Raw genomic sequence first — 20,280 nt, 5'->3', positions numbered from 1 at the left:
ATCTAATGGAAACTAAAGTAACAACTTCCCTAACAGCCGAACAACACAAACAAAAAATGCAGCGCCGACAAGAAGTTCAGGCGCAGCGAATTGCTAATGCTGCTGAAGATAAAGGTTTGATAATTGTGAATACGGGTAACGGTAAAGGCAAAACTACGGCTGCTTTAGGCATGGTTTTGCGATCGCTCGGTCACGGCTACCGCGTCGCCATAGTACAATTTATCAAAGGAGCTTGGGAACCGGCAGAGAAAGCTGTTTTTGAACTCTGGGAAAATCAGCTAGAATTTCATGCGATGGGTGAAGGCTTTACTTGGGATACGCAGGATCGCGATCGAGATATTGCTACAGCTCAAAAAGCCTGGGATAAAGCTGTAACCTTTATCTGCAATCCTGAGTTTAGGTTGGTCTTGCTAGATGAAGTCAATATAGCATTAAAGTTGGGTTATTTGCAAGTCGAACAAGTGCTCGCAGCCTTAGAACAAAAACCCAAAGACTCTCATGTAATTCTCACCGGCAGAGGCGCGCCACCCGAATTAATTGAACGCGCCGATTTGGTGACGGAAATGACTTTGGTTAAGCATCCATTTCGAGAACAAGGTATTAAGGCTCAAGCTGGTATTGAGTATTAGTTTTGATTGCTAAGCTGTCGCGCAAATAAACATTGCATATTCGGGACGGGCTAGAAGCCCATCCCACAAGACTTGGATTATTTATTGACATACAGTTTAAATGCCGCAACAGCTTAAATCTTCAATTTTTTCAAGAATTGCAAATCTTGCCACGCTTGAATGACATTGCCTTGCATTAAAGCGGCTAAACCGTTTAAAATTCTAATTTCCGGTAGGTTCGGGTTAAGGGCGAGTGCGGGTTTTAAGGCTGTTTCAGCGGCTTTTGGGTGCCAGCCGTAAATCTGGACGAAGGCGAGATAAGCGTAAGCATAGGGGTTTTGAGAGTCTAGTTGGGTGACTTTTTCTAAAGCCGCGATCGCACTTTCGACATTTTGCTGCAATACTCTAGAAAATGCCAAAGCATAGGCGAATTCTAGATTGTTCGGTTCCTGCTTCAGCCGATATGCTAACGCTTGTTCCGCTTGCACGGTATAATCTTGAATCGGATCGTACTGATTGATCCGTCCAATCTGCTCGAACACTGGTTCTAAACCGGGCAATCCTTTGGGTAAATTAACCGCCATCGCCCGCAATTGAGTTACCAAATCTAACTCGGGCGTATCTTCATTTGCTGGGACTTGCTCGGCGATTTTCAATTTTTTATCGTTTTCGTTATCCGTGCGAGTCTGGGAAGCAATAACCTCGGGCTGAGCGTCGATTTTAAGCGTTACCTGCGGCACATTGATTGGATAAGTTTCCCCGGTTTTGCGATTGAGATAAGTCGCTTGCAGATTGTAGCTTCCCGGTGCAATATTAGCAGGAGTTAGCATCGCCGTGCGATCGACTACTCGAAACCCCACAGCAAATTTATCGGCTTCCAGCATTCCCGGATGCAAAGTTGCCTGGCCGATCGCGCGATCGTGTAAAATCCTCACAGTCTGTCCCGCTGGAATATCGCCAGACTGCTGATTTTGCCACGTTAACAACACTAAACCAGACTGCAACTGCTGCCAAGGCCCAGACCAAGTATAAGTCACCGGCAACGCCACACCGGGAACCGGTTTTGCCAAAACAGTCACCTGCTCTAATTGTACTTGCGATCGCGCTTCAGGCAACGGCTGTATTTCCACCGCGTGCAACTGCTTGCGGTAAAGATTCAAATTAGTATTGTCAGGCAAAACCCAACTTTTTTGCAAGTTAAACTTACCACCAGTTTCAATCGCCGCCACCGCTGCATTTTGAGCTTTTTTAATCCGTTCCCGAATCGAACCTTGCGGGCCAGTTTTGGTAACAAACCAAGAAAGCGATCGCACATCTTGCGGCACTTCTTTTAAATTGGTTCCCACCTGTCGCCCGTAAACCTGAAAATTCGCCAAAGCACCGTAATAATTCAAATTGTGCTGGTTAATTTCCGGTGTGGAAGGCAACACGCCCAAAGTCGATTGCAAATAAGGTTCGGTATCAATAATTTCGGCAATTACTTCTTGGTGCGGCCACTGTTTACCTAAATAAGGATAGCTAGAATTGCCGGGACTGACAACTTGAACGGAGTTGTGTCCCAAACCACCGCCCAGCGGCCAGATATGGAACAGCATCGCTAGGATTCCTAAGCCAATTGTTCCCCAACGAATTTGCTTTCCCCAACGCTGCGGCCACAGGGTTAAACAGTAGGCTAAAAATATTGCTAATATTGGTAAATAAGGTATCACATATCGGTCATCTTTGTTGATATTTAGGGAATTAATTAAATAAGCTCCTATCCAAAATACCCCCAGCCACCGACAGGAGTCAAGGTACAAGATTGACTGACTATCGGCTCGATTTCGCCAATAATAGAGTATAAATCCGACTAAGGGAATCAGTAACAGAGGCCAGGAAACGTGTTCTGGTAAGTGCTGAATATAGTAAATCCAAGCACCGATCGTATTCAGGCCCGGATCTCCTTCGGCGATCGCAGAATCGAACGTTGCCCGTTTTCCCCCGGTCAAAATTAACAGCCAATTGGTTTTTGCCCACGGGCCAAACACGGCAGCAGACAGCAACAATGCACCAGCTAATTGAGCTAATCTTCCCCATGCTTTTTGTCGCACTGCACCAACTGCTAACCACAGAATCGGTGTAAACAAAAATAATACTGTAGTGTGTTTAACTAATATTGATAACCCTAGAGAAATTCCAAAGGCGATCGCCCAGAAGAAAGATAATCGATTCAGGTAAAATATTTTACGATTTTCCTGATTTTTTCTCTCCGTTATATATACGGCAAAATCCGCTGCCGCATTTTCTTGTTTCTTCCACATTGTCAGACAATAGAAACAAAAAGTAATCGCAGCAGTTAGGGGGAAATCTAGCAAAAATTGCAAGCGGAAGCGATAAAGTCCCGGTAACAAAACGCAAATAGCAGCAGCCCATAAACCAACTTGTCGATTAAATAATTTGGTGCCCAAATTGTAGACTGAGGCGAGCAGAATAGCACTAAATAATAAATGAACGAGGGTTGCCCGATCGCCCCCAGTACCAAAAATATGCAGAAACGGCACCGTTAAGATGTACACCAAGGGCGGAATCTTCGTCGAAAGCAGCCAGAAACTTGTCCACCAGTCGCCGGAAAACCACTGAGGATGCTGCAACGCCTGTAAGTAATTCAGCGTGCTAGTGAGGTATTCTGCTTGATCCCAGGCGGGTACAGATCGATCGCAGGCAAACCAGAGGCGATCGCTAATTGCCCCCAGCAGCCAAATTATGCCTAAGATCAGCATACTCTTGCCCCGGCTGTCCCGATGTTCCTGTGCCATTGCGATTTTTGGATTTTAGCTTGCAGTTTTTAGCTTACAGGTGGGCGGTTCCGGGCGCTCTAAAAATTATTTTGAAAAAGTGCTTGCTAAATTCCGTATGTGTCTGCTAAGGTAGTTAAGCGTAAAAAAACAAGCCGAGATAGCTCAGTTGGTAGAGCAGTGGACTGAAAATCCACGTGTCCGGAGTTCAAATCTCCGTCTTGGCATCGCAAAGCCCTCACAAAGTTGAGGGCTTTTTATTGGGGAAAATGCGGGCAATGCAGTCAATTATTTATTTCTCAGTCAGAAACTGCGCTAATTCGGGAATTTCACCAGCGCGCTGCCACTCGGCTTCACCGCGGCGTACTTTGGTGCGATCGGTAATTTGCTGCACATCTCGCAACTGTCGCTTAGTATAAGGCCCCTCGGCTTTACCGCTGCGGAATACGTACCACTGAGCCTGCTGTGACTTAGGCTTTTTAGTTGCTGACGCAGGTTTTCTGACAGGCTTCATCCGAGCATCGCCGAACTCGGCTACAAGTTGGTTGAGCTCGACTTCAATTGGATCGGCGGCGGGTAAATTACGATCGCGCGAGCTCTTTTTGGCCTCGGGCTTACCCCTAGCAATTTCTACTTCGCGACGCCAACCCCAAAAATGCCACTGCGCCACCCAAACTAGCGCCACGGCAGATCCTAACATCTCTTCTTCTGTTTCTGACCATGTTGACGGCTCTCCAAACAGCACAGAACCGATCGCACCAAAGACGATCGCACTCAAATTGAAATAAATTAGGTAGGTAGTATCATTCGCCGCTAAATGCCAACTGGTTGTATGCCGAACCAAAGATTGAGTAGCTGCTGTTTTGTTGTGTTTCCAAGCTGTGCGAGCTTGAACCCGACTGTAACCAGGAGAGTGGGCCGGCCACCACTTCGCGGCCCAATTAACTAAATGCGCCGACCAATACTGCAAAGCTGCATATCCGACTATGCCACTGAGAAATACAGAAATAACTAATAGAAAGGTCGTCAGTGGCAGCAGTTGTTTTGGCACCATTGGCGCCGTCACAAAAGTCAGCACAAAAAACGGCATACCGGTTAGTGTTGGTACTAACAGAAGTTGCAATATTTTAAGCAATTGTGCATAGAAAATCCAGAGGAATTTGACCAGAATTTTCAGCAGCCTTGCAAAGCGGAAGTGATACAAATAAGCCGATGCGATCGCAGTTCCGATAATTAAAGCAACAATTGAGCCCGAAGAGTCCCTCAGCGGCAGCATCAAAAAGGCGATCGCCGGAATTCCCATGACGATCGCAGCCGGCAGCGTCGCAAATGCGATAAACCCTTCCCTCCAGTGCAGCCAAGGCGATACTGTTACTGTCGGCGGTTGGTTCTGGCTGCGACTTTCCACCCACTCAGCAAATTTAGCTAATCCCCAATGGTAGAAAGCAAATAACGGGATTTGGCACAACCAAGCAAAGGCGATCGCGCCTTCGTCATAACTCCTGATGCTGCGCCAGTACGCTGTGCTAAATCTGTAGGAGTAGTAGTAATATCCAGGCAGCAGTACCGAAACAATTAGCCAAAAGCCACTGCTTAATGCAAAACCTTTTGCCCATGATGCAGGAAGGGGGAGGAACTTCGGCCAGTTATTCATGAGAGGGACAATTGAGGCGGATATCAATATTGTCCCACTACACTTGAGCTTCCGCAATTGCTTTAGCCTTCAGACAAAGTATTGGTTCATCCTTGAACCTCCCTCAGACAGATCCATATTTTAACAATAGCGCTACATCCGGGCACTCTCGATCGCCCCAAAACCCTTCCTGATTACAAATTCGATCGATTGTCACTGCTTTCTTCATCGCCACAATTGCTAAATTAACAACTCAACCGCGCTTTGACGATCGCATTAATATCGAACAAATTCCGATTTAGAGTCAACATAATTTTCCTTCTCTTTCCCTAAAAGCCTCGGAATCTCGATCGAACTCATGAAATACTCTGGCAATTTTTGATTGACAAAAAGGATTATTTCTAGTATGCAAGCTCGAAAATGGTGTTAAACTCATCTGACTCGGAGAATCACCCAGCCGGAAACAACAGGCTACAATCAATAATAGATTCTATTTCCATAACAATACTGTTTATAGCTTGAACTCCTCAGTGCCCTACAACAACACCTCAACTCAATCCTTTCAATTTGACTCAATTGACAGCGCCCTGGCAGACCTGAAAGCAGGTCGGATGCTGGTAGTAGTCGATGACGAAAACCGCGAAAACGAAGGCGACGTGATTTGTGCCGCCCAATTCGCCACCCCCGACAATATCAATTTCATGGCAGTACAGGCCCGGGGTTTGATTTGTCTGGCATTGACTGGCGATCGACTCGATCGCCTAGAACTGCCTCTCATGGTCAGCAAAAACACCGACAACAACCAAACCGCCTTCACCGTCAGCATCGATGCAGTCAACGGCGTCAGCACCGGCATCTCCGCCGAAGACCGCGCCCGCACCATCCAAGTAGCCATCCACCCAGATACCAAACCTCAAGATTTGCGCCGTCCCGGTCATATTTTCCCGCTGCGGGCGATCGACGGTGGCGTCCTCAAACGCGCCGGTCACACCGAGGCCTCCGTTGACCTCGCCAGACTCGCCGGCCTCTATCCCAGCGGCGTCATCTGCGAAATTCAAAACCCCGACGGTTCGATGGCGAGGTTGCCCGAATTGATCGAATACGCCAAAACCCACAACCTCAAAATCATCAGCATTGCTGACTTAATTAGCTACCGCCTCAAGCACGATCGATTTGTCCGCCGCGAAACAGTCGCCAAATTGCCGACTGAATTCGGCGAGTTTACGATCTACGCCTACCGCGACACTCAAGACAATTCAGAACACGTTGCCATTGTCAAGGGCGACCCGGCAGAATTTAAAGACAAACCCGTGATGGTGCGGGTGCATTCCGAATGTCTGACCGGAGATGCTTTGGGATCCCTGCGCTGCGACTGTCGGATGCAACTGCAAGCAGCACTGAAAATGATCGAAAATGCCGGTTGCGGCATCATAGTTTACTTGCGCCAAGAAGGTCGGGGGATTGGACTGGTCAATAAACTCAAAGCTTACTCGCTGCAAGATATCGGATACGATACCGTAGAAGCTAACGAACGCTTGGGCTTTCCCGCCGACTTGCGGAACTACGGCGTTGGAGCACAAATGCTTAACGATTTGGGAGTGGAAAAAATTCGGTTGATTACCAACAACCCGCGAAAAATTGCCGGTTTGAAAGGTTACGGCATTGAAGTAGTCGATCGCGTCCCCTTACTCATTGAAGCCACAGATTACAACTCGATCTATCTGGCAACCAAAGCCGAAAAACTAGGTCATATGCTGCTGCAAACTTATTTAGTCACAGTAGCGATTCAGTACGAAACGAAGGAAGAAGGAAGAAGGAAGAAGGAAGAAGGAAAAGAGGAAGATTCGGCCATTCAAAATCGGTACGAACACCTTGAGAAACTGCGGCATTTGGTAGCAAGTCGCGATTTACTACTGCAAGAAGAAGCGCGGCCGGTGGGAATAGCCCTGTTCGGAGAAAGCTCCCTCATCGTTCACCTCGGCTTCGACCAAGCCGGACTCGCAGCCCCCGATTGGTACAAAGATCCAAACCATCCTTACGTCAGGGCGATCGGGCAAATTCTTGAATCTATCAGCACAGAGCCCGACTTGCAAACATTAGAATTCATGGTTTCCTCCGGCGCAGATCCGCTCAAAACCCTGCAAGTCCAGCTCGATCGCGAAAGCTTCCCCCTGGAACAAGTCGCGTCCGCCTGTGCGAAACTTCAACCTCAAAAAATCTATAGTTTTTCCGCTATTCCCGATTCTGCCCTCGGAATGTCAAGCTAAGGTCAAGACTAGAAAGGGCGAATCGATATGGAAATGAACGTTGGTGACTTTTTGCACCGGCTCGACCTCAGGGGACAACCGCTTAAAGGCACCAACCTCGGCGGTGCGGAACTCCGGGGAGCCAACCTCAGGGGAACAGATCTCCGAGAAACCAATCTCAGCGACGCAATTCTCAGGTATGCAGATCTGATCGAAGCCGATCTCACCCGCGCCAATCTTAGCGGGGCGGATTTAGCTGAGTCATTTCTGAATTTAGCCAACCTCACCAGAACCGATTTGACCGGTGCTGTCCTCCGAGAAGCTACTCTCGTAGGAGCAGAACTCACGGGAGCCAACCTCAAACAAGCAAGTTTGATCAAGGCCAATTTAGTTGGAGCAAATCTCCAACAAGCCAACTTAACCAGAGCCAATCTCAGTGGAGCAGATTTGCGAGGCTCTCAGATGACTGGCGTTATTTTAGACAAGACAGTCTACAACAACCGGACAATGTTTCCCGACGATATTGACCCCGCTGCATTGGGAGCAATTTTGCTAGCTCCCAATGCCTCGCTCCCGGGCTTAAATCTGGCTATGGTAGATTTGACCGGAGCCGATTTAAAAGGGGCCGATTTGCGGCGGACAAACTTATATAAAGCTATTTTATTTGGAGCAAAGCTCGATCGGGCAAACTTAGCAGGAGCCAACCTCAGCGCAGCGGACTTGAGGGAAGCCAGTCTCAGCGGCGTCATTTTAGAAAAAGCTGTTTACAGCAACCAAACATTGTTTTCAGAAGGCATTGACCCCCGTCTGGGCGGAGCTTATTTAATTGCTCCTAATGTATCGCTGCAAGGGGTGAACTTAACCGGAGCCGACTTAAACGGGTCAGATTTAAGCGGAGCTAATTTGAGCGGTTCTAACTTGAGTTCGGTCAATCTCAAAAATGTAGACCTCAGTAAAGCTAGCTTAAAAAAAGCTTACCTCAAAGGTGCAAACTTGGAGGGAACAGACTTGAGAGGAGCCGATTTAAGCGGCGCAATTTTGCACCAAGTAAACTTGAGTTCTTCTGACCTCCGGGGTGTAGACTTAACAAGGGCTGACCTCAGCGGCGCTAATTTGAGCGATGCCGACTTGAGGGAAACAGATTTCACCGGAGCTACTTTGCTGTTCGCTAACTTGAGCGGCGCCGACTTGAGAGGTGTAGACTTGACAAAAGCCGACCTCAGCGGCGCGAAGTTAAACGAAGCTGACCTCAGAAAAGCAGATTTGATGAGAGTAAATTTGGAGGGAGCCGATTTAACTGAAGTAGACTTGAGCGATGCTCATTTATTCCGAGTTAATCTCAGAGGTGCTAACCTTAAAGGTGCAAATCTTAAAGGCGCAAGTTTAAAAGGGGTATCTTTGACTGATGCTTATTTGAGCGAAACGGATTTGACTGATGTAGATCTGAATCCGAGTTTCTTTGAACTACCATTAGAATCGGAATGGTAGTTGACAGTTGGCAGTTGGCAGTTGGCAGTTGGCAGTTGACAGTTAGCAGTTGGCCGTTGCTAGTTGCTAATAATTACGAAATAACAAATAAACAAAAACGAATCACAACTGACGAATCACAACTAACAACTGCCAACTAACAACCCAACGACCCGCGAGCGGGGAAGCTGACAACTAACAACTAACGGGAGCATCTCAGTTTTGCATATAGTGCGATTATACTGCTCGCGATTATACTGCTCGCGATTATACTGTGCTCGCGATTATACTGCTCGCGATTATACTGCTCGCGATTATACTGCTCGCGATTATACTGCTCGCGATTATACTGCTCGCGATTATACTGCTCGCGAGCGGGGACGCTCGCACTATAATGAAAAATGCTTTTTTCAAAAATGAGATGCTCCCCAAATAACAAATAACAAATAACAAATAACAACTAATAACTAACAAATAACAACTAATAACTAACAACTGACTAATGATTAATGACAAACCGTTAGGCTCTGTTATTCAAGGTTCCCTCAGCAAGGGATTAGAAGTGCGACTGCACGCCGACGTTTCAGTGGAAGATATGAGGGTGGGGAAATTTTTAGTAGTGCGGGGGGTACGATCGCACTTTTTCTGTATGCTCACCGATGTGTCTCTTGGAACATCCAGCAGTCGGATTTTATCCAATCCTCCCAACCCCAACGACGATTTTCTCCTCGCAGTCCTCGCAGGTAGCAGCACCTACGGTACGATCGAGCTTGCGCCCATGTTGATGCTGACTGCGGAAAAAGAAAAATCTCAAGCCATCTTCAATCCCACAGGTAACGGAGTCCCCGATAAAAAGCTGGCTTTAGGAAATTTGGGTTCTTTTGAGCCGCAAAGTGGCGCCGATATGGAATTGCTGCCGGTGAAAACGATTCCCAGCCACTTTTCCCAGGTGTTTGATGCCAAAGAAACCGATTTTCGAGCGGTTTTTGGCTGGGAAGATGATCCATATCGCCGCAATTTTGCGATCGGCAAACCGATTGACATGGACGTGGCTGTGTGCTTGGACTTAGACAGATTTGTGGAACGCAGCAACGGAGTTTTTGGTAAGTCTGGAACAGGAAAATCTTTTTTGACGCGCTTGCTGCTGTCGGGCATTATTCGCAAGCAAGCTGCTGTCAATCTAATTTTTGATATGCACTCGGAGTACGGGTGGGAAGCGGTTTCCGAAGGAAAACAATTTAGCACTGTTAAAGGTTTGCGGCAGTTGTTTCCCGATAAAATACAGATTTATACTCTCGATCCAGAGTCTACAAAGCGCCGGGGAGTCCGCGATGCTCAAGAGTTGTTTTTGAGTTTCGAGGAAATTGAAGTGGAAGATATCTCGCTAGTCCAGCGGGAGTTAAATTTGTCGGAAGCTAGTATCGAAAATGCGATCATTTTGCGAAATGAGTTGGGCAAGGGTTGGATTAACAAGTTGCTGGAAATGACCAACGAAGATATTCAAATGTTTTGCGAAGAAAAGCGGGGAAATAAATCTTCGATTATGGCTTTGCAGCGGAAATTAGAGCGTTTAAATGATTTGAAATACATTCGCAAACGCTGTCCCAAAAATTATGTCACTGAAGTTTTGCAGTGTTTGGATAGTGGGAAAAATGTAGTAATCGAGTTTGGTTCGCACTCGGATTTGCTGTCATATATGTTAGCAGCAAATGTGATTACTCGCCGGATTCACGGAGCTTACGTGCGGAAAGCTGAGAAGTTTTTGATGAGTAAAAATCCGTGCGATCGCCCGCAACCGTTAGTGATTACCATTGAGGAAGCCCACCGCTTTCTGGATCCGGCGATCGTGCGATCGACTATTTTCGGGACGATCGCCCGCGAAATGCGAAAATACTTCGTAACTCTGCTGATTGTAGACCAGCGTCCCTCCGGTATCGACGGCGAGGTGATGTCGCAAGTCGGCACGCGGATCACAGCTTTGCTAAACGACGATAAAGACATCGATGCTATCTTTACGGGCGTTTCTGGAGGCCAGAGTTTGCGATCGGTTTTAGCCAAACTCGACTCCAAACAGCAAGCTTTAGTTTTGGGGCACGCCGTACCGATGCCGGTAGTTGTCCAGACTCGTCCCTACGATGAGCAATTCTACAAAGAAATTGGGGATATTGACTGGCAAGAAATGCCGGATGAACAAGTGTTTGCTGAGGCAGAATCTGCTAAAATGGATTTGGGATTTTAGATGAGACAAGATTGCTTTCCCAAGCTGTCCAATCTGAAAATAATCTGCGTTTATCCGTGTTTATCTGCCTTGCATCTGCGGCCCGGCGATCGAAGATTTATGCAAAAATTCTAATAACAACCAACTGTCAAGCGGTCAACTGTCAACTGTCAACTGTCAACTGTCAACTGTCAACTGAATGAAGCAAGGGCTTTTGCCCTCACACCCGTCACCCATCATCCCTAACTTCATAAAAATTGGATAAGGTTAAATATTGTTCAGTCGATCGGCAAAATTTAACTCAAATAGCCAAACATCCCGCTCTTAATATATCTTTACTCACTGACAGCAAAAGTTGATTAGCATATTTAAATAAAAATGTCAAGAAATATTTTAAACGGTAAGTCGCAGCGAATACGGCGATCGAGTTCGGTTATCTCGCATCGCAGCATCTAGGCAGCGAGAAAAATTCAAGCGATGATGGAATAGAGAGCTAAACAAAGCCCTCGAATTGCATGAGTCTGTTTGCATGAGCGTGTTTGCTTGAGTCTGTTTGCATGAGTATTGTGAAGTTGAGTTGCACTTAAAACTAGCAGGGAATTGAAAACCTTAAGGAAAAATGTAGAATCTTGACCTTAAGACAGAGGTTTTTACCCTTTACGAGCCTCAAAATTTGGAATAATATTGAGAAAAGTAAACTCAAATTCACTTCGCCTAGAACTAGCCGTTAAAGCTAGCAAGCTACGGAAAATCGACGGGGATTACTGGACAATCAAGCACAAAAGTAATCCAAAACAACAAGCTTCTACCGATCGTCACCGATAAACAGGAGGGGTAACATCCCCCCTGTCGCAGTCTTTATCCCACTTGTAAAAGTGGGACAGGGTATCACCAACTTTTTATCTGTTGTTACAAGGAGTGCAATACTCACCCATGTCCACTACCACCCCCAAAACCAAAACAGTGAAAGCCGATCGCATGGGCAGCCGGCCATACTCCTCAACGGATACGGTTCGTACCTATCTGCACGAGATCGGTCGAGTACCCCTGCTAACCCGAGAAGAAGAGATTGTTTTCGGGAAGCAGGTACAGCAAATGATGAAATTAATCGAAGCAAAACAAGCGCTTGCTAAAGAATGGCAGCGAGATCTGACGAATGAAGAGTGGGCTGCCCAAATGGAGTTGACCGAAGCCGAACTGAACCGGATCTTGCAGTTAGGGCGGCGCGCCAAGCAAAAGATGATTGAAGCGAATTTGCGCCTAGTAGTTGCGATCGCCAAAAAATACCAGAAACGCAATATGGAATTCTTGGATTTAATTCAAGAAGGCACCCTCGGTTTAGAACGGGGAGTCGAAAAATTTGACCCGATGCGGGGATACAAATTTTCTACCTATGCCTACTGGTGGATTCGCCAAGCAATCACTCGCGCGATCGCCCAACACGCCCGCACCATTCGATTGCCAATTCACATCACCGAAAAACTCAACAAAATCAAAAAAGTGCAGCGGGAACTCACCCAGCAGTTGGGCCGTTCTCCCTCGCCTGCGGAAATTGCCACCGCCCTGGAACTGCAACCTTCCCAAATTAGGGAATACCTGCTGATGGCAAGACATCCAGTTTCTTTGGACTTGCGCGTAGGAGATAACCAAGATACGGAACTGCAAGAACTCTTAGAAGACGAAACAGCATCTCCAGACAACTACATTACTTCGGAATTGCTGCGGCAAGACCTCAATACCTTGATATCAGAACTGACCCCCCAGCAACGAGATGTGATTGTTCTGCGCTTTGGTTTGGAAGACGGCACCGAAATGTCTCTGGCGAAAGTCGGAGAACGGCTCAATCTCAGCCGCGAACGGGTGCGACAGCTAGAACATCAAGCCCTCGCCCACCTGCGGCGGCGTCAGTCTCAAGTCCGAGAATATTTGGCTAGTTAGTCACTAAAAGAGTTGAGATTTTCTCCAAATCTCAACTCTTTTTTTGTGCAGGCGCCTCCGGGAAGGATACTTTTATCCCAAGCAATTTTGAAGTGATATCATGTCCGGTCGATCGACCAAAATAAGTAAAGTTCGTAGTGCGGACTTCAGTCCGCTTTTTGGCCAATTGACCAAAATAAGTAAAGTTCGTAGTGCGGACTTCAGTCCGCTTTCTGGCCAATTGACCAAAATAAGTAAAGTTCGTAGTGCGGACTTCAGTCCGCTTTTTAGATGCGGACTGAAGTCCGCACTACGAACCCTTTTTGTGATGGTCATGCACTGGACACGATCTGAGTGAGGTACAGATAGTAATACCATTTTTTTAAAGTTATGACAGACTTTTGCAAACAAGGGAAACGAGAGAATTACAACGTCTTGTCGTCCTTTATCTCTATCTGATCTTTAGAAAAATGGTATAATGGGTAATTGGTAGGCTGACGAGTACAGAAGAGAGATTTGAAAAGCGCTATATTTAAGATGTCGATCGCACTTGATGGGCGATCGCAATTTATCAAAACTGATGATTGTTGTGGGATGGGCGGGAGAGCCCGTCCTTTCTGCACGGGCTCTCCCGCCCATCCCACAAATTTGCTTAAGTTATTTAATTTCTATTCCTAATCTGAGATTTGAATTTAGGAACCGGGCGGGCGATCGAAAATTCAAGTTAATATTCAGGATTAAGCCAAATACCCGGTTTCTGTAATATCTCTTTGAAACAGGTACAAGAAGGGCGGCGCAGCAGGTATTTGAAACTTTGGGGCAAGCAAGTGGTTTTGACTTATTCGATCGTATTAACAAGCACTTTAGAGGCGATCGCCCTTGCTCTCTCGCCCGGTAACTTCAGCATCGAATTTCCCCTAGGCGAGGCACAGCAATCGGACATCAAATCCGGCCTTTTCACCTCCCAATCCCTCCCAAATGCTGCGCCAGATACCGCTAGCACAGGTTTAGCAGAGGGTATATACCTCTACGGCCAGTCGAGCCAGCCCGATCAAATTAAAAAAGAATATTTTGTATTTGAAATGCGACAGAGTAAAGTAGTCGGCGCTTTTTACCTGCCTCGGTCTGCTTTTTACTGTTTTTACGGCACTGCGGAGCGAACTCAGTTAAATTTAACAGTAGTGGACACTTACGACGGCAGTCGCTCTCCCTACTCCGTAAACCTGCAACAGTATTACCCTATTTGGGCCGTCAGCGACAACGATCGGCGCATTTTAGGTATTTGCAAGGAAGCTCACAAACAGCAGGTTTGGGGAAATTAATACTATTTTCGATTTTCGATTGGGGATTAAAGAATTGGGAATGATTTACTGCATAAGAGTTTGGAGTTTCCCTACAGTTGCATTCATTGGTGAAAATCGTCTAACCAATACCTGCGCGATTTTCTTGGTTTCTTGGGTATATTGACACTCCCCTGCCTAAAGGCGAGGGGATTCTTTGTTCATAGACTCAACTTGCTCAGACAGGATTTCTGAGCGTCAAAGTAGAGGTCGAATCTCCCAAAGCGTTCGGGTTTAAGACCCAAGTTCCGGTATGCCCTACCGTACTCAAGGCTAATTTCAGAATATTAATCGCTGCGTTCCAATCCCTATCCATAACAAACCCACATTCACAAGCGTGGGTTCTTACGGATAGGGATTTTTTTACGATTGCACCGCAATTTGAACATTTTTGCGAAGTATAAGCAGGATTGACTGCGACAGTTACCCTGCCAAACTTTACGCCAAAATACTCCAACCACTTTCTGAATTGATACCATAATTGATTTAGCGAGACAGTGATTCTTTACTAGATTCTTTATCCTCAAATTTTCATAGGCGACCAAATCGTTAGATTGGATTACGCAACGCGCCAGTTTCTTGGCGTGTTCTTCACGTTGCCGACTTATTTTGAGGTGTACTCGCCCTAATCGATTAATTGCTTTCTTGCGGTTGGCAGAGCCTTTCTTTTTGCGAGAAACACGGCGTTGTCGAAACTTCAACTGTTTCTCGCTTTTTCTGTAAAACTTGGGATTCGGTTCAACATGACCATCGGAGTCTGTATAAAACTCTTTCAGTCCCACGTCCAATCCAACTGTTTTACCTGCTGGCGTTGTATCTACATTGTTGTCAGCGCTGATTGCAAATTGAACGTAGATTTGCTTCCGAGTTTCTGAGAGTTTCCAGCCGCTGACTTTATACTCAACTGAGCGACTGTTTTTCTTGAAAGTCGGATAACCTTTCTTTCCGGGAACAGCTTTCTTGCAGTTGTCGTAGAACCGAGCAATGGCAGAATAAGCCCTTTCCACAGAGGCTTGGCAAGCACTAGAATTCAAGTCTTTGACAAAAGCAAACTCTTCTCTGAGCGCAGTGCTGTGACGGTACAAGTCTTTTTGCCCTACTCCTCGGTTGTCGATCCAAAAACGGATGCACTTATTCCGAACGAATTGAGCAGTTCTGACTGCTTCGTCTATTGCTGCGTACTGATTTAATTTGCCGATCGCCTTGAATTCTAGAACGAACATCTTACGTAGGAACTCGCTACGTTAAAAATCTAACACAAAGCCGTCCTAGAAGGACGGGGCTTTAAACCCAAGTTTTTGGTAAAGCGAAGCTAAAACCTATTTGTTCGGTACGAGTGCCTCAACCCAACCTAATTTCTAAGAGGCTTTTCCCGTTTGGCGAAAATCTTGTTTAACAAAAACCCAGGTCTCATCCCCATGCCTGAAGTTAGCGGATGTTAGTTGTATACTCCTTAACAAGGCAGCAGTAGAGTGCGTCACACAAGAAACTGGAAATATCCGAGAAAATGTGAGGCTACGGGGCACCCTACAATACTCCCTCTCGGGAGACTGGTGCAGCGCCAGCAGCCAGGATTCAGGAAACAGCAGTAAAATTGCTCCTGAGTTGAGAATTTCAGACGGACATCACACACTCGGCAAGATGAAACTGCGTCGGAAAACACTATCAATAGTTGGCATTACCATCGCTGGACTGACTGGCATTCTCTATGCAGCCTCCTCCAGCATCCTTTTGGGCAGCCTTGTCAAAGCAGAGGAACAAGAAGCCACACAGGTTGTCAAGGGAGTGCTCAGCGTGTTCGGGCAAACCGCAGACGACTTCAACTCGCGCTTTGCTGACTGGTCTGCGTGGGATGACACCTACACTTTTATCCAAAACCGCAACTCAGAATTCATTGCCTCGAATTTAGTTCCAGAAGGGCTGAATAATTTGAGAGTTCATCTAGCCATATTTGTCAATACTTCTGGCAAAATAGTTTACGGTACGGGTTTAGACAGCGACAAGATGAAACTAACGCCTGTTCCAGAAGCATTAAAAGAGCATATTTCTCTCAACGACCCGCTGTTGCAGCACCCCAACGCCAAAAGCAGCCTCGCTGGTGTCCTGCTGCTGCCCTCAGGGCCGATACTGATTACTTCCCGGCCAATTCTCACTACAAAAAGCACCGGCCCGATTCGGGGCACGCTGGTATTCGGGCGCAATTTCGATGCTGCGGGCATTGAGAAGCTTTCTAAAATTACTCGGTTGCCGCTGATTGTACACAGCGTTAATGAAGCTCATTTACCGGCTGACTTTCTGAAAGCGCGACACAAACTGTCGGGAAAAAAACCGATTTTTGTGCGTCCTGTCAGCGAAGATTTGATGGCGGGTTATGCTTTGATCCGGGATATTTACGATCGACCGGCGCTACTTCTACGGGTGGATATGCCCAGAGAAATCTACCGCCAAGGTCAAACCAGTTTAATGTACCTGCTGGTGTCTGTAGGGTTAGCGGGAATGGGGTTTATCGGCTGCACTCTGCTGCTGATTGAGCGTTTGGTGCTGTCTCGGTTGAGCAGTTTGGCGAAAGCAGTTAACCGCGTCAGCAGCAGCCAAGACCTCTCGGTGCGACTGCCGGTCACGGGCGCAGACGAGTTGGCCGACCTTGCCCATACTATCAATGGAATGCTCGGGACGATCGCGATCGCCGAAAGCGAACAACTTGAGGAAAAAGCCCGCTACCAAGCCGTAGTCGAGCAAGCTACAGACTGCATTTTCCTGTGGGACGCTCAAACCAAACGCATTTTAGAAGCCAATACAGCCTTTAGAAACTTGCTCGATTACAGTCTTGATGCAATTTCGCAACTGAGTGTTTACGATATCGTCGCCTATTCCAAAGACCTGGTTGACCGAAATATCCTGTTCCTGCTAAGAGAGAAACAACTCAGAATTGGCGAAGTTCTCTACCGCCGCCGAGACGGTTCCTGCGTGGATGTGGAAGTAAGCGCCAGCCTGATTTCCTACGGCGGCCGCGAGATTATTTGCACTGTTATCCGCGACATTACCGAGCGCAAGCAAGCCGAAGCCGAACTCCGAGCCTCGGAAGAACGCTACAGACTTTTGTTTAAAAACAACCCCCATCCGATGTGGGTTTACGACTTAGAAACTCTGGAATTTATAGCCGTCAATCACGCTGCTGTAGAGCACTACGGGTACACTCGCCACGAATTTCTCAACATGACCGTTGCGGATATTCGTCCGCGCCAAGAACTGTCCAGATTGCTAGAAGATATATCCCAAGTAGATGCCGGAATTGATTTTGGGGGTGTGTGGCAGCACCAGACAAAAAACGGCACAATTATTGATGTAGAAATTACTTCTTATACCCTGATATTTGACAGCAGAAATGCTGAATTAGTGCTGGCTCACGACGTAACCGACCGCTTGCAAGCCGAGGCAGAACTTTATAAGGCAAAAGAAGCAGCAGAAGCAGCTAATTTCGCGAAAAGTCAATTTTTGGCTAACATGAGCCACGAACTGCGAACTCCTCTGAATGCGATTATCGGTTACAGCGAGATTCTGCAAGAAGATGCTTTAGATATTGGCGAAGAAGACTTTGTGTCGGATTTGGAAAGAATTCACAATGCAGGCAACCATTTACTCGGATTGATTAATGATATTCTGGATTTGTCGAAGATTGAAGCAGGTCACGGGGAACTTGAATTAGAAACTTTTGACGTATTCGAGACAATTAAAGATGTAGTAAAAACTGTTGAGCCGTTATTTTTCCGAAACAACAATCGCCTGAATGTTGAATGCGATCCTAATATTGGCCAATTGCATTCCGATAAAACTAAGTTAACTCAAATTTTATTTAATTTGCTCAGCAATGCAGCGAAGTTTACTCAGCAAGGGATTGTTACACTCAGCGTTAAAAAAAATCAAAATGACGAGAATAGTTGGGATGTTGAAGAGTTAATTTTTAATTGTACTGATACGGGAATTGGGATGACTCCGGAACAGCTAGAAAAGTTATTTCAACCTTTTACGCAAGCTGATGCTTCGACTACCCGCAAGTACGGAGGTACGGGTTTGGGTTTGGCTATAGCGCAGAAATACTCTGAGATGCTGGGGGGAGAAATTACTGTTAATAGCGAGTTAGGCAAGGGGTCAACTTTTACTCTCATGTTGCCGACACTATTGTAATCTATCCCAATACGTTTGGATTACTGTGATATTAATAAATAAAGGTACGTTGTTGGGGTTGAGCCTCCTTTATACCTGTAGATCAAAGAGGGCTTAAGCCCAACAACGTACCTAATTTGAAATCATTTGAGACCCAAAATGCTCGTCCTACTTCGCATCAGCAGGGATCAAAACTTTGTCAATTACGTGAATAACGCCATTGCTAGCTTTGATGTCAGCTTTCACAACATTAGCGCCGCTAACAGTAACTTTGCCTGCGGCAACTACCACCTTCAGCGAGCCGCCTTCCACACTTTTAACATCGCCGGATTTGAGGCTGGTAGATAAAACTGAACCAGAAACAACGTGGTAAGTCAAAACCTTAACAAGTTTGGCTTTATTTGCTGGTTTGAGCAAATCATCCAAAGTTGCTTTTGGCACAGCAGCAAATGCCGCGTCTGTCGGTGCAAAAACAGTGAAAGGGCCTTTTCCTTGGAGGGTTTTAACTAAATCTGCGGCTGTCAAGGCTTTAGTCAATGTCTTAAATTGAGCGTCGCCAGATGCAATAGCGACAATATCCTTAGTAGCGGCTGTTGGTGCTGGTGAAGTGGTTGATTTCGGTGAGGCTGTTGGTGCTGGTGAAGCAGCAATTTTCACATTTCCTGCAACTTGTTGAGTTGGTGTTGTATTGCTAACAGTTGTGCTGGAGTTGATGTGAGCCCAAGCGGGGAAACCAATCAACGCACTAGCGCCGATTACTCCTGCGAAACCTGTGAGTTGTTTCATCCAGCTAGGTAAATTTTGATTTTTCATTGGGCTTGCTTTTCCTTATGACAATAAAACAGTGAACGTGAATTGTTATGTTAGCCAAATTTCCGCAAAAGGTAAGGTTGCCAAAGGCACTCGGTAGAGATAAAATGAGCTGGGATTGTCGATCGACTAAAACTCCCTTACTATAGCGCAAGCTCAGGTAAAAAGAAGCTCAACCGCTAAATCTGTAACTCAAAACCTCAATCACCGAACCTGTTTGCGGTAAGTCAGCAGATTTGACCGAAATCGTGTCGTTATTCGATCGGCGTATCGATGTACCATCCATTAGGCCCAAGAATTCATCTAGCGATACTAAATCGCACGCAGCAGCATCGGCGGCTTGGGTTTTGAAGTGTGTGGGAATCACCATTTTCGGTTTGAGCAGTTGCACAGTTTGCTTCGCTTCCGCCGGAGTGTAAGCTTTCGGCCCTCCGCCCACGGGAATTAGCAAAATATCCGGCCGCCCGATTAAGATTTGTTCTTCAATGCCGATCGGGCCAGCGACTCCGCCCAAGTGTAAAATCTTAACACCGGCTTGCTGCCAGAGCCAAGCCACATTCACCCCAAACCGCCTTCCTCCTTCACGGTCTTTCTGCGTCCGAATCCCTTGAATCCTGAGCCCGTTAGACCTATAAGTGCCCGGTTCGTACAAAAGGCCGGGATTGCCCGAAAATCCGTCTACCGCCCCTTCATCAAGCAATCTGCTGCTAATCAGAATCAAATCTGTGGGGACTTTAGGAGAACGATAGCCTGCCGTACAGCCCAGGGGGCGAAAAGGATTCACCAGCACCCTCGCACCGCCACCGGCAAACAAGAAGCAAGTGTGCCCTAACCACTGAACCGACAAAGAACCAGCAGTTTGAGCTTGATAGCTTTCCCATCCAGATGGCAAACCAGTGAAGAAAGCCGCTAGCAAACCCGTCTGTGCGTAACTTATTAATTGTCGCCGTTTCATCTTTTTGGTTGCGGTTATCGGGTGTTGGTCGTTTGTTGTTATATCACAAAATGCCGCCAGGTGCGAAATGTGCGATCGAGTTTTCCCGTAAGGTTCCCATTGCCTACTCTACAAATCCAGAGAAACTCAACTCTCAACATAAGCAAAT

General features: G+C 46.6%; 12 protein-coding genes, 1 tRNA gene and 1 pseudogene. 9 read left to right on the top strand and 5 right to left on the bottom strand.

The window, feature by feature from the left end; translation table 11 throughout:
* Nucleotides 1-5: 5 nt before the first annotated feature.
* Complete coding sequence (cobO, locus tag JGK16_RS16140; protein ID WP_293184250.1) at nucleotides 6-629, top strand: cob(I)yrinic acid a,c-diamide adenosyltransferase; 624 nt, start codon at nucleotides 6-8, stop codon at nucleotides 627-629.
* Between the two features lie 113 nt (nucleotides 630-742).
* On the opposite strand, the gene JGK16_RS16135 is transcribed toward cobO, so the two are convergent.
* A complete protein-coding gene (locus JGK16_RS16135) occupies nucleotides 743-3,403 on the bottom strand; it encodes a glycosyltransferase family 39 protein (protein WP_293192539.1) in 2,661 nt (886 codons plus the stop codon).
* A 133-nt stretch (nucleotides 3,404-3,536) separates the two neighbouring features.
* Between JGK16_RS16135 and JGK16_RS16130 the strand changes: the two genes are divergently transcribed.
* Nucleotides 3,537-3,609 (top strand) — tRNA-Phe (locus tag JGK16_RS16130).
* Nucleotides 3,610-3,674: 65 nt separating this feature from the next.
* Here the strand turns inward: JGK16_RS16130 and JGK16_RS16125 are convergent.
* Entirely contained in the window at nucleotides 3,675-5,036 is a 1,362-nt protein-coding gene (locus tag JGK16_RS16125) for a DUF4339 domain-containing protein (RefSeq protein WP_293184256.1), read from the bottom strand.
* Nucleotides 5,037-5,545: 509 nt separating this feature from the next.
* Between JGK16_RS16125 and ribBA the strand changes: the two genes are divergently transcribed.
* The 6 genes from ribBA to JGK16_RS16095 all read left to right on the top strand — a co-directional run bounded on the left by ribBA (nucleotide 5,546) and on the right by JGK16_RS16095 (nucleotide 14,185).
* On the top strand, nucleotides 5,546-7,282 hold the full coding sequence (ribBA, locus tag JGK16_RS16120) for a bifunctional 3,4-dihydroxy-2-butanone-4-phosphate synthase/GTP cyclohydrolase II (RefSeq protein ID WP_293192536.1): 1,737 nt from the start codon (nucleotides 5,546-5,548) through the stop codon (nucleotides 7,280-7,282).
* Between the two features lie 27 nt (nucleotides 7,283-7,309).
* Nucleotides 7,310-8,749, top strand: coding sequence for a pentapeptide repeat-containing protein (locus tag JGK16_RS16115; protein WP_293197319.1), 1,440 nt, complete (start codon nucleotides 7,310-7,312; stop codon nucleotides 8,747-8,749).
* On the top strand, nucleotides 8,743-8,889 hold the full coding sequence (locus JGK16_RS16110; RefSeq protein WP_293184262.1) for a hypothetical protein: 147 nt from the start codon (nucleotides 8,743-8,745) through the stop codon (nucleotides 8,887-8,889). Before JGK16_RS16115 ends, JGK16_RS16110 begins: the two co-directional genes overlap by 7 nt.
* A gap of 341 nt (nucleotides 8,890-9,230) precedes the next feature.
* A complete protein-coding gene (locus JGK16_RS16105) occupies nucleotides 9,231-10,967 on the top strand; it encodes an ATP-binding protein (RefSeq protein ID WP_293184264.1) in 1,737 nt (578 codons plus the stop codon).
* A gap of 912 nt (nucleotides 10,968-11,879) precedes the next feature.
* Nucleotides 11,880-12,884 (top strand): RNA polymerase sigma factor, RpoD/SigA family, encoded by a 1,005-nt coding sequence (locus JGK16_RS16100; RefSeq protein WP_293184266.1) that lies wholly within the window; start codon nucleotides 11,880-11,882, stop codon nucleotides 12,882-12,884.
* Between the two features lie 749 nt (nucleotides 12,885-13,633).
* Nucleotides 13,634-14,185, top strand: a complete 552-nt coding sequence (locus JGK16_RS16095; protein ID WP_293192530.1) for a hypothetical protein — start codon at nucleotides 13,634-13,636, stop codon at nucleotides 14,183-14,185.
* A gap of 156 nt (nucleotides 14,186-14,341) precedes the next feature.
* Here JGK16_RS16095 and JGK16_RS16090 read toward each other — a convergent pair.
* Nucleotides 14,342-15,426 (bottom strand): annotated as a pseudogene (locus tag JGK16_RS16090) (transposase).
* 286 nt (nucleotides 15,427-15,712) lie between these two features.
* Between JGK16_RS16090 and JGK16_RS16085 the strand changes: the two are divergent.
* The gene (locus tag JGK16_RS16085; RefSeq protein WP_293191336.1) at nucleotides 15,713-18,388 is read left to right on the top strand and encodes a CHASE4 domain-containing protein; all 2,676 of its coding nucleotides are present in this window, start codon (nucleotides 15,713-15,715) and stop codon (nucleotides 18,386-18,388) included.
* A 147-nt stretch (nucleotides 18,389-18,535) separates the two neighbouring features.
* Here JGK16_RS16085 and JGK16_RS16080 read toward each other — a convergent pair whose 3' ends face one another.
* Nucleotides 18,536-19,180: a fasciclin domain-containing protein gene (locus JGK16_RS16080; RefSeq protein ID WP_293182825.1), complete on the bottom strand. Its 645-nt coding sequence runs from the start codon at nucleotides 19,178-19,180 to the stop codon at nucleotides 18,536-18,538.
* Between the two features lie 169 nt (nucleotides 19,181-19,349).
* The gene (locus JGK16_RS16075) at nucleotides 19,350-20,132 is read right to left on the bottom strand and encodes an MBL fold metallo-hydrolase (RefSeq protein ID WP_293191333.1); all 783 of its coding nucleotides are present in this window, start codon (nucleotides 20,130-20,132) and stop codon (nucleotides 19,350-19,352) included.
* Nucleotides 20,133-20,280 lie beyond the last annotated feature (148 nt).

The organism is Microcoleus sp. PH2017_09_SFU_O_A (assembly GCF_020738625.1).
In the GTDB taxonomy this organism is placed as follows: domain Bacteria; phylum Cyanobacteriota; class Cyanobacteriia; order Cyanobacteriales; family Microcoleaceae; genus Microcoleus.
Note: the sequence above shows the minus strand (reverse complement) of the source record. Positions and strands in the feature narration are given on the sequence as shown.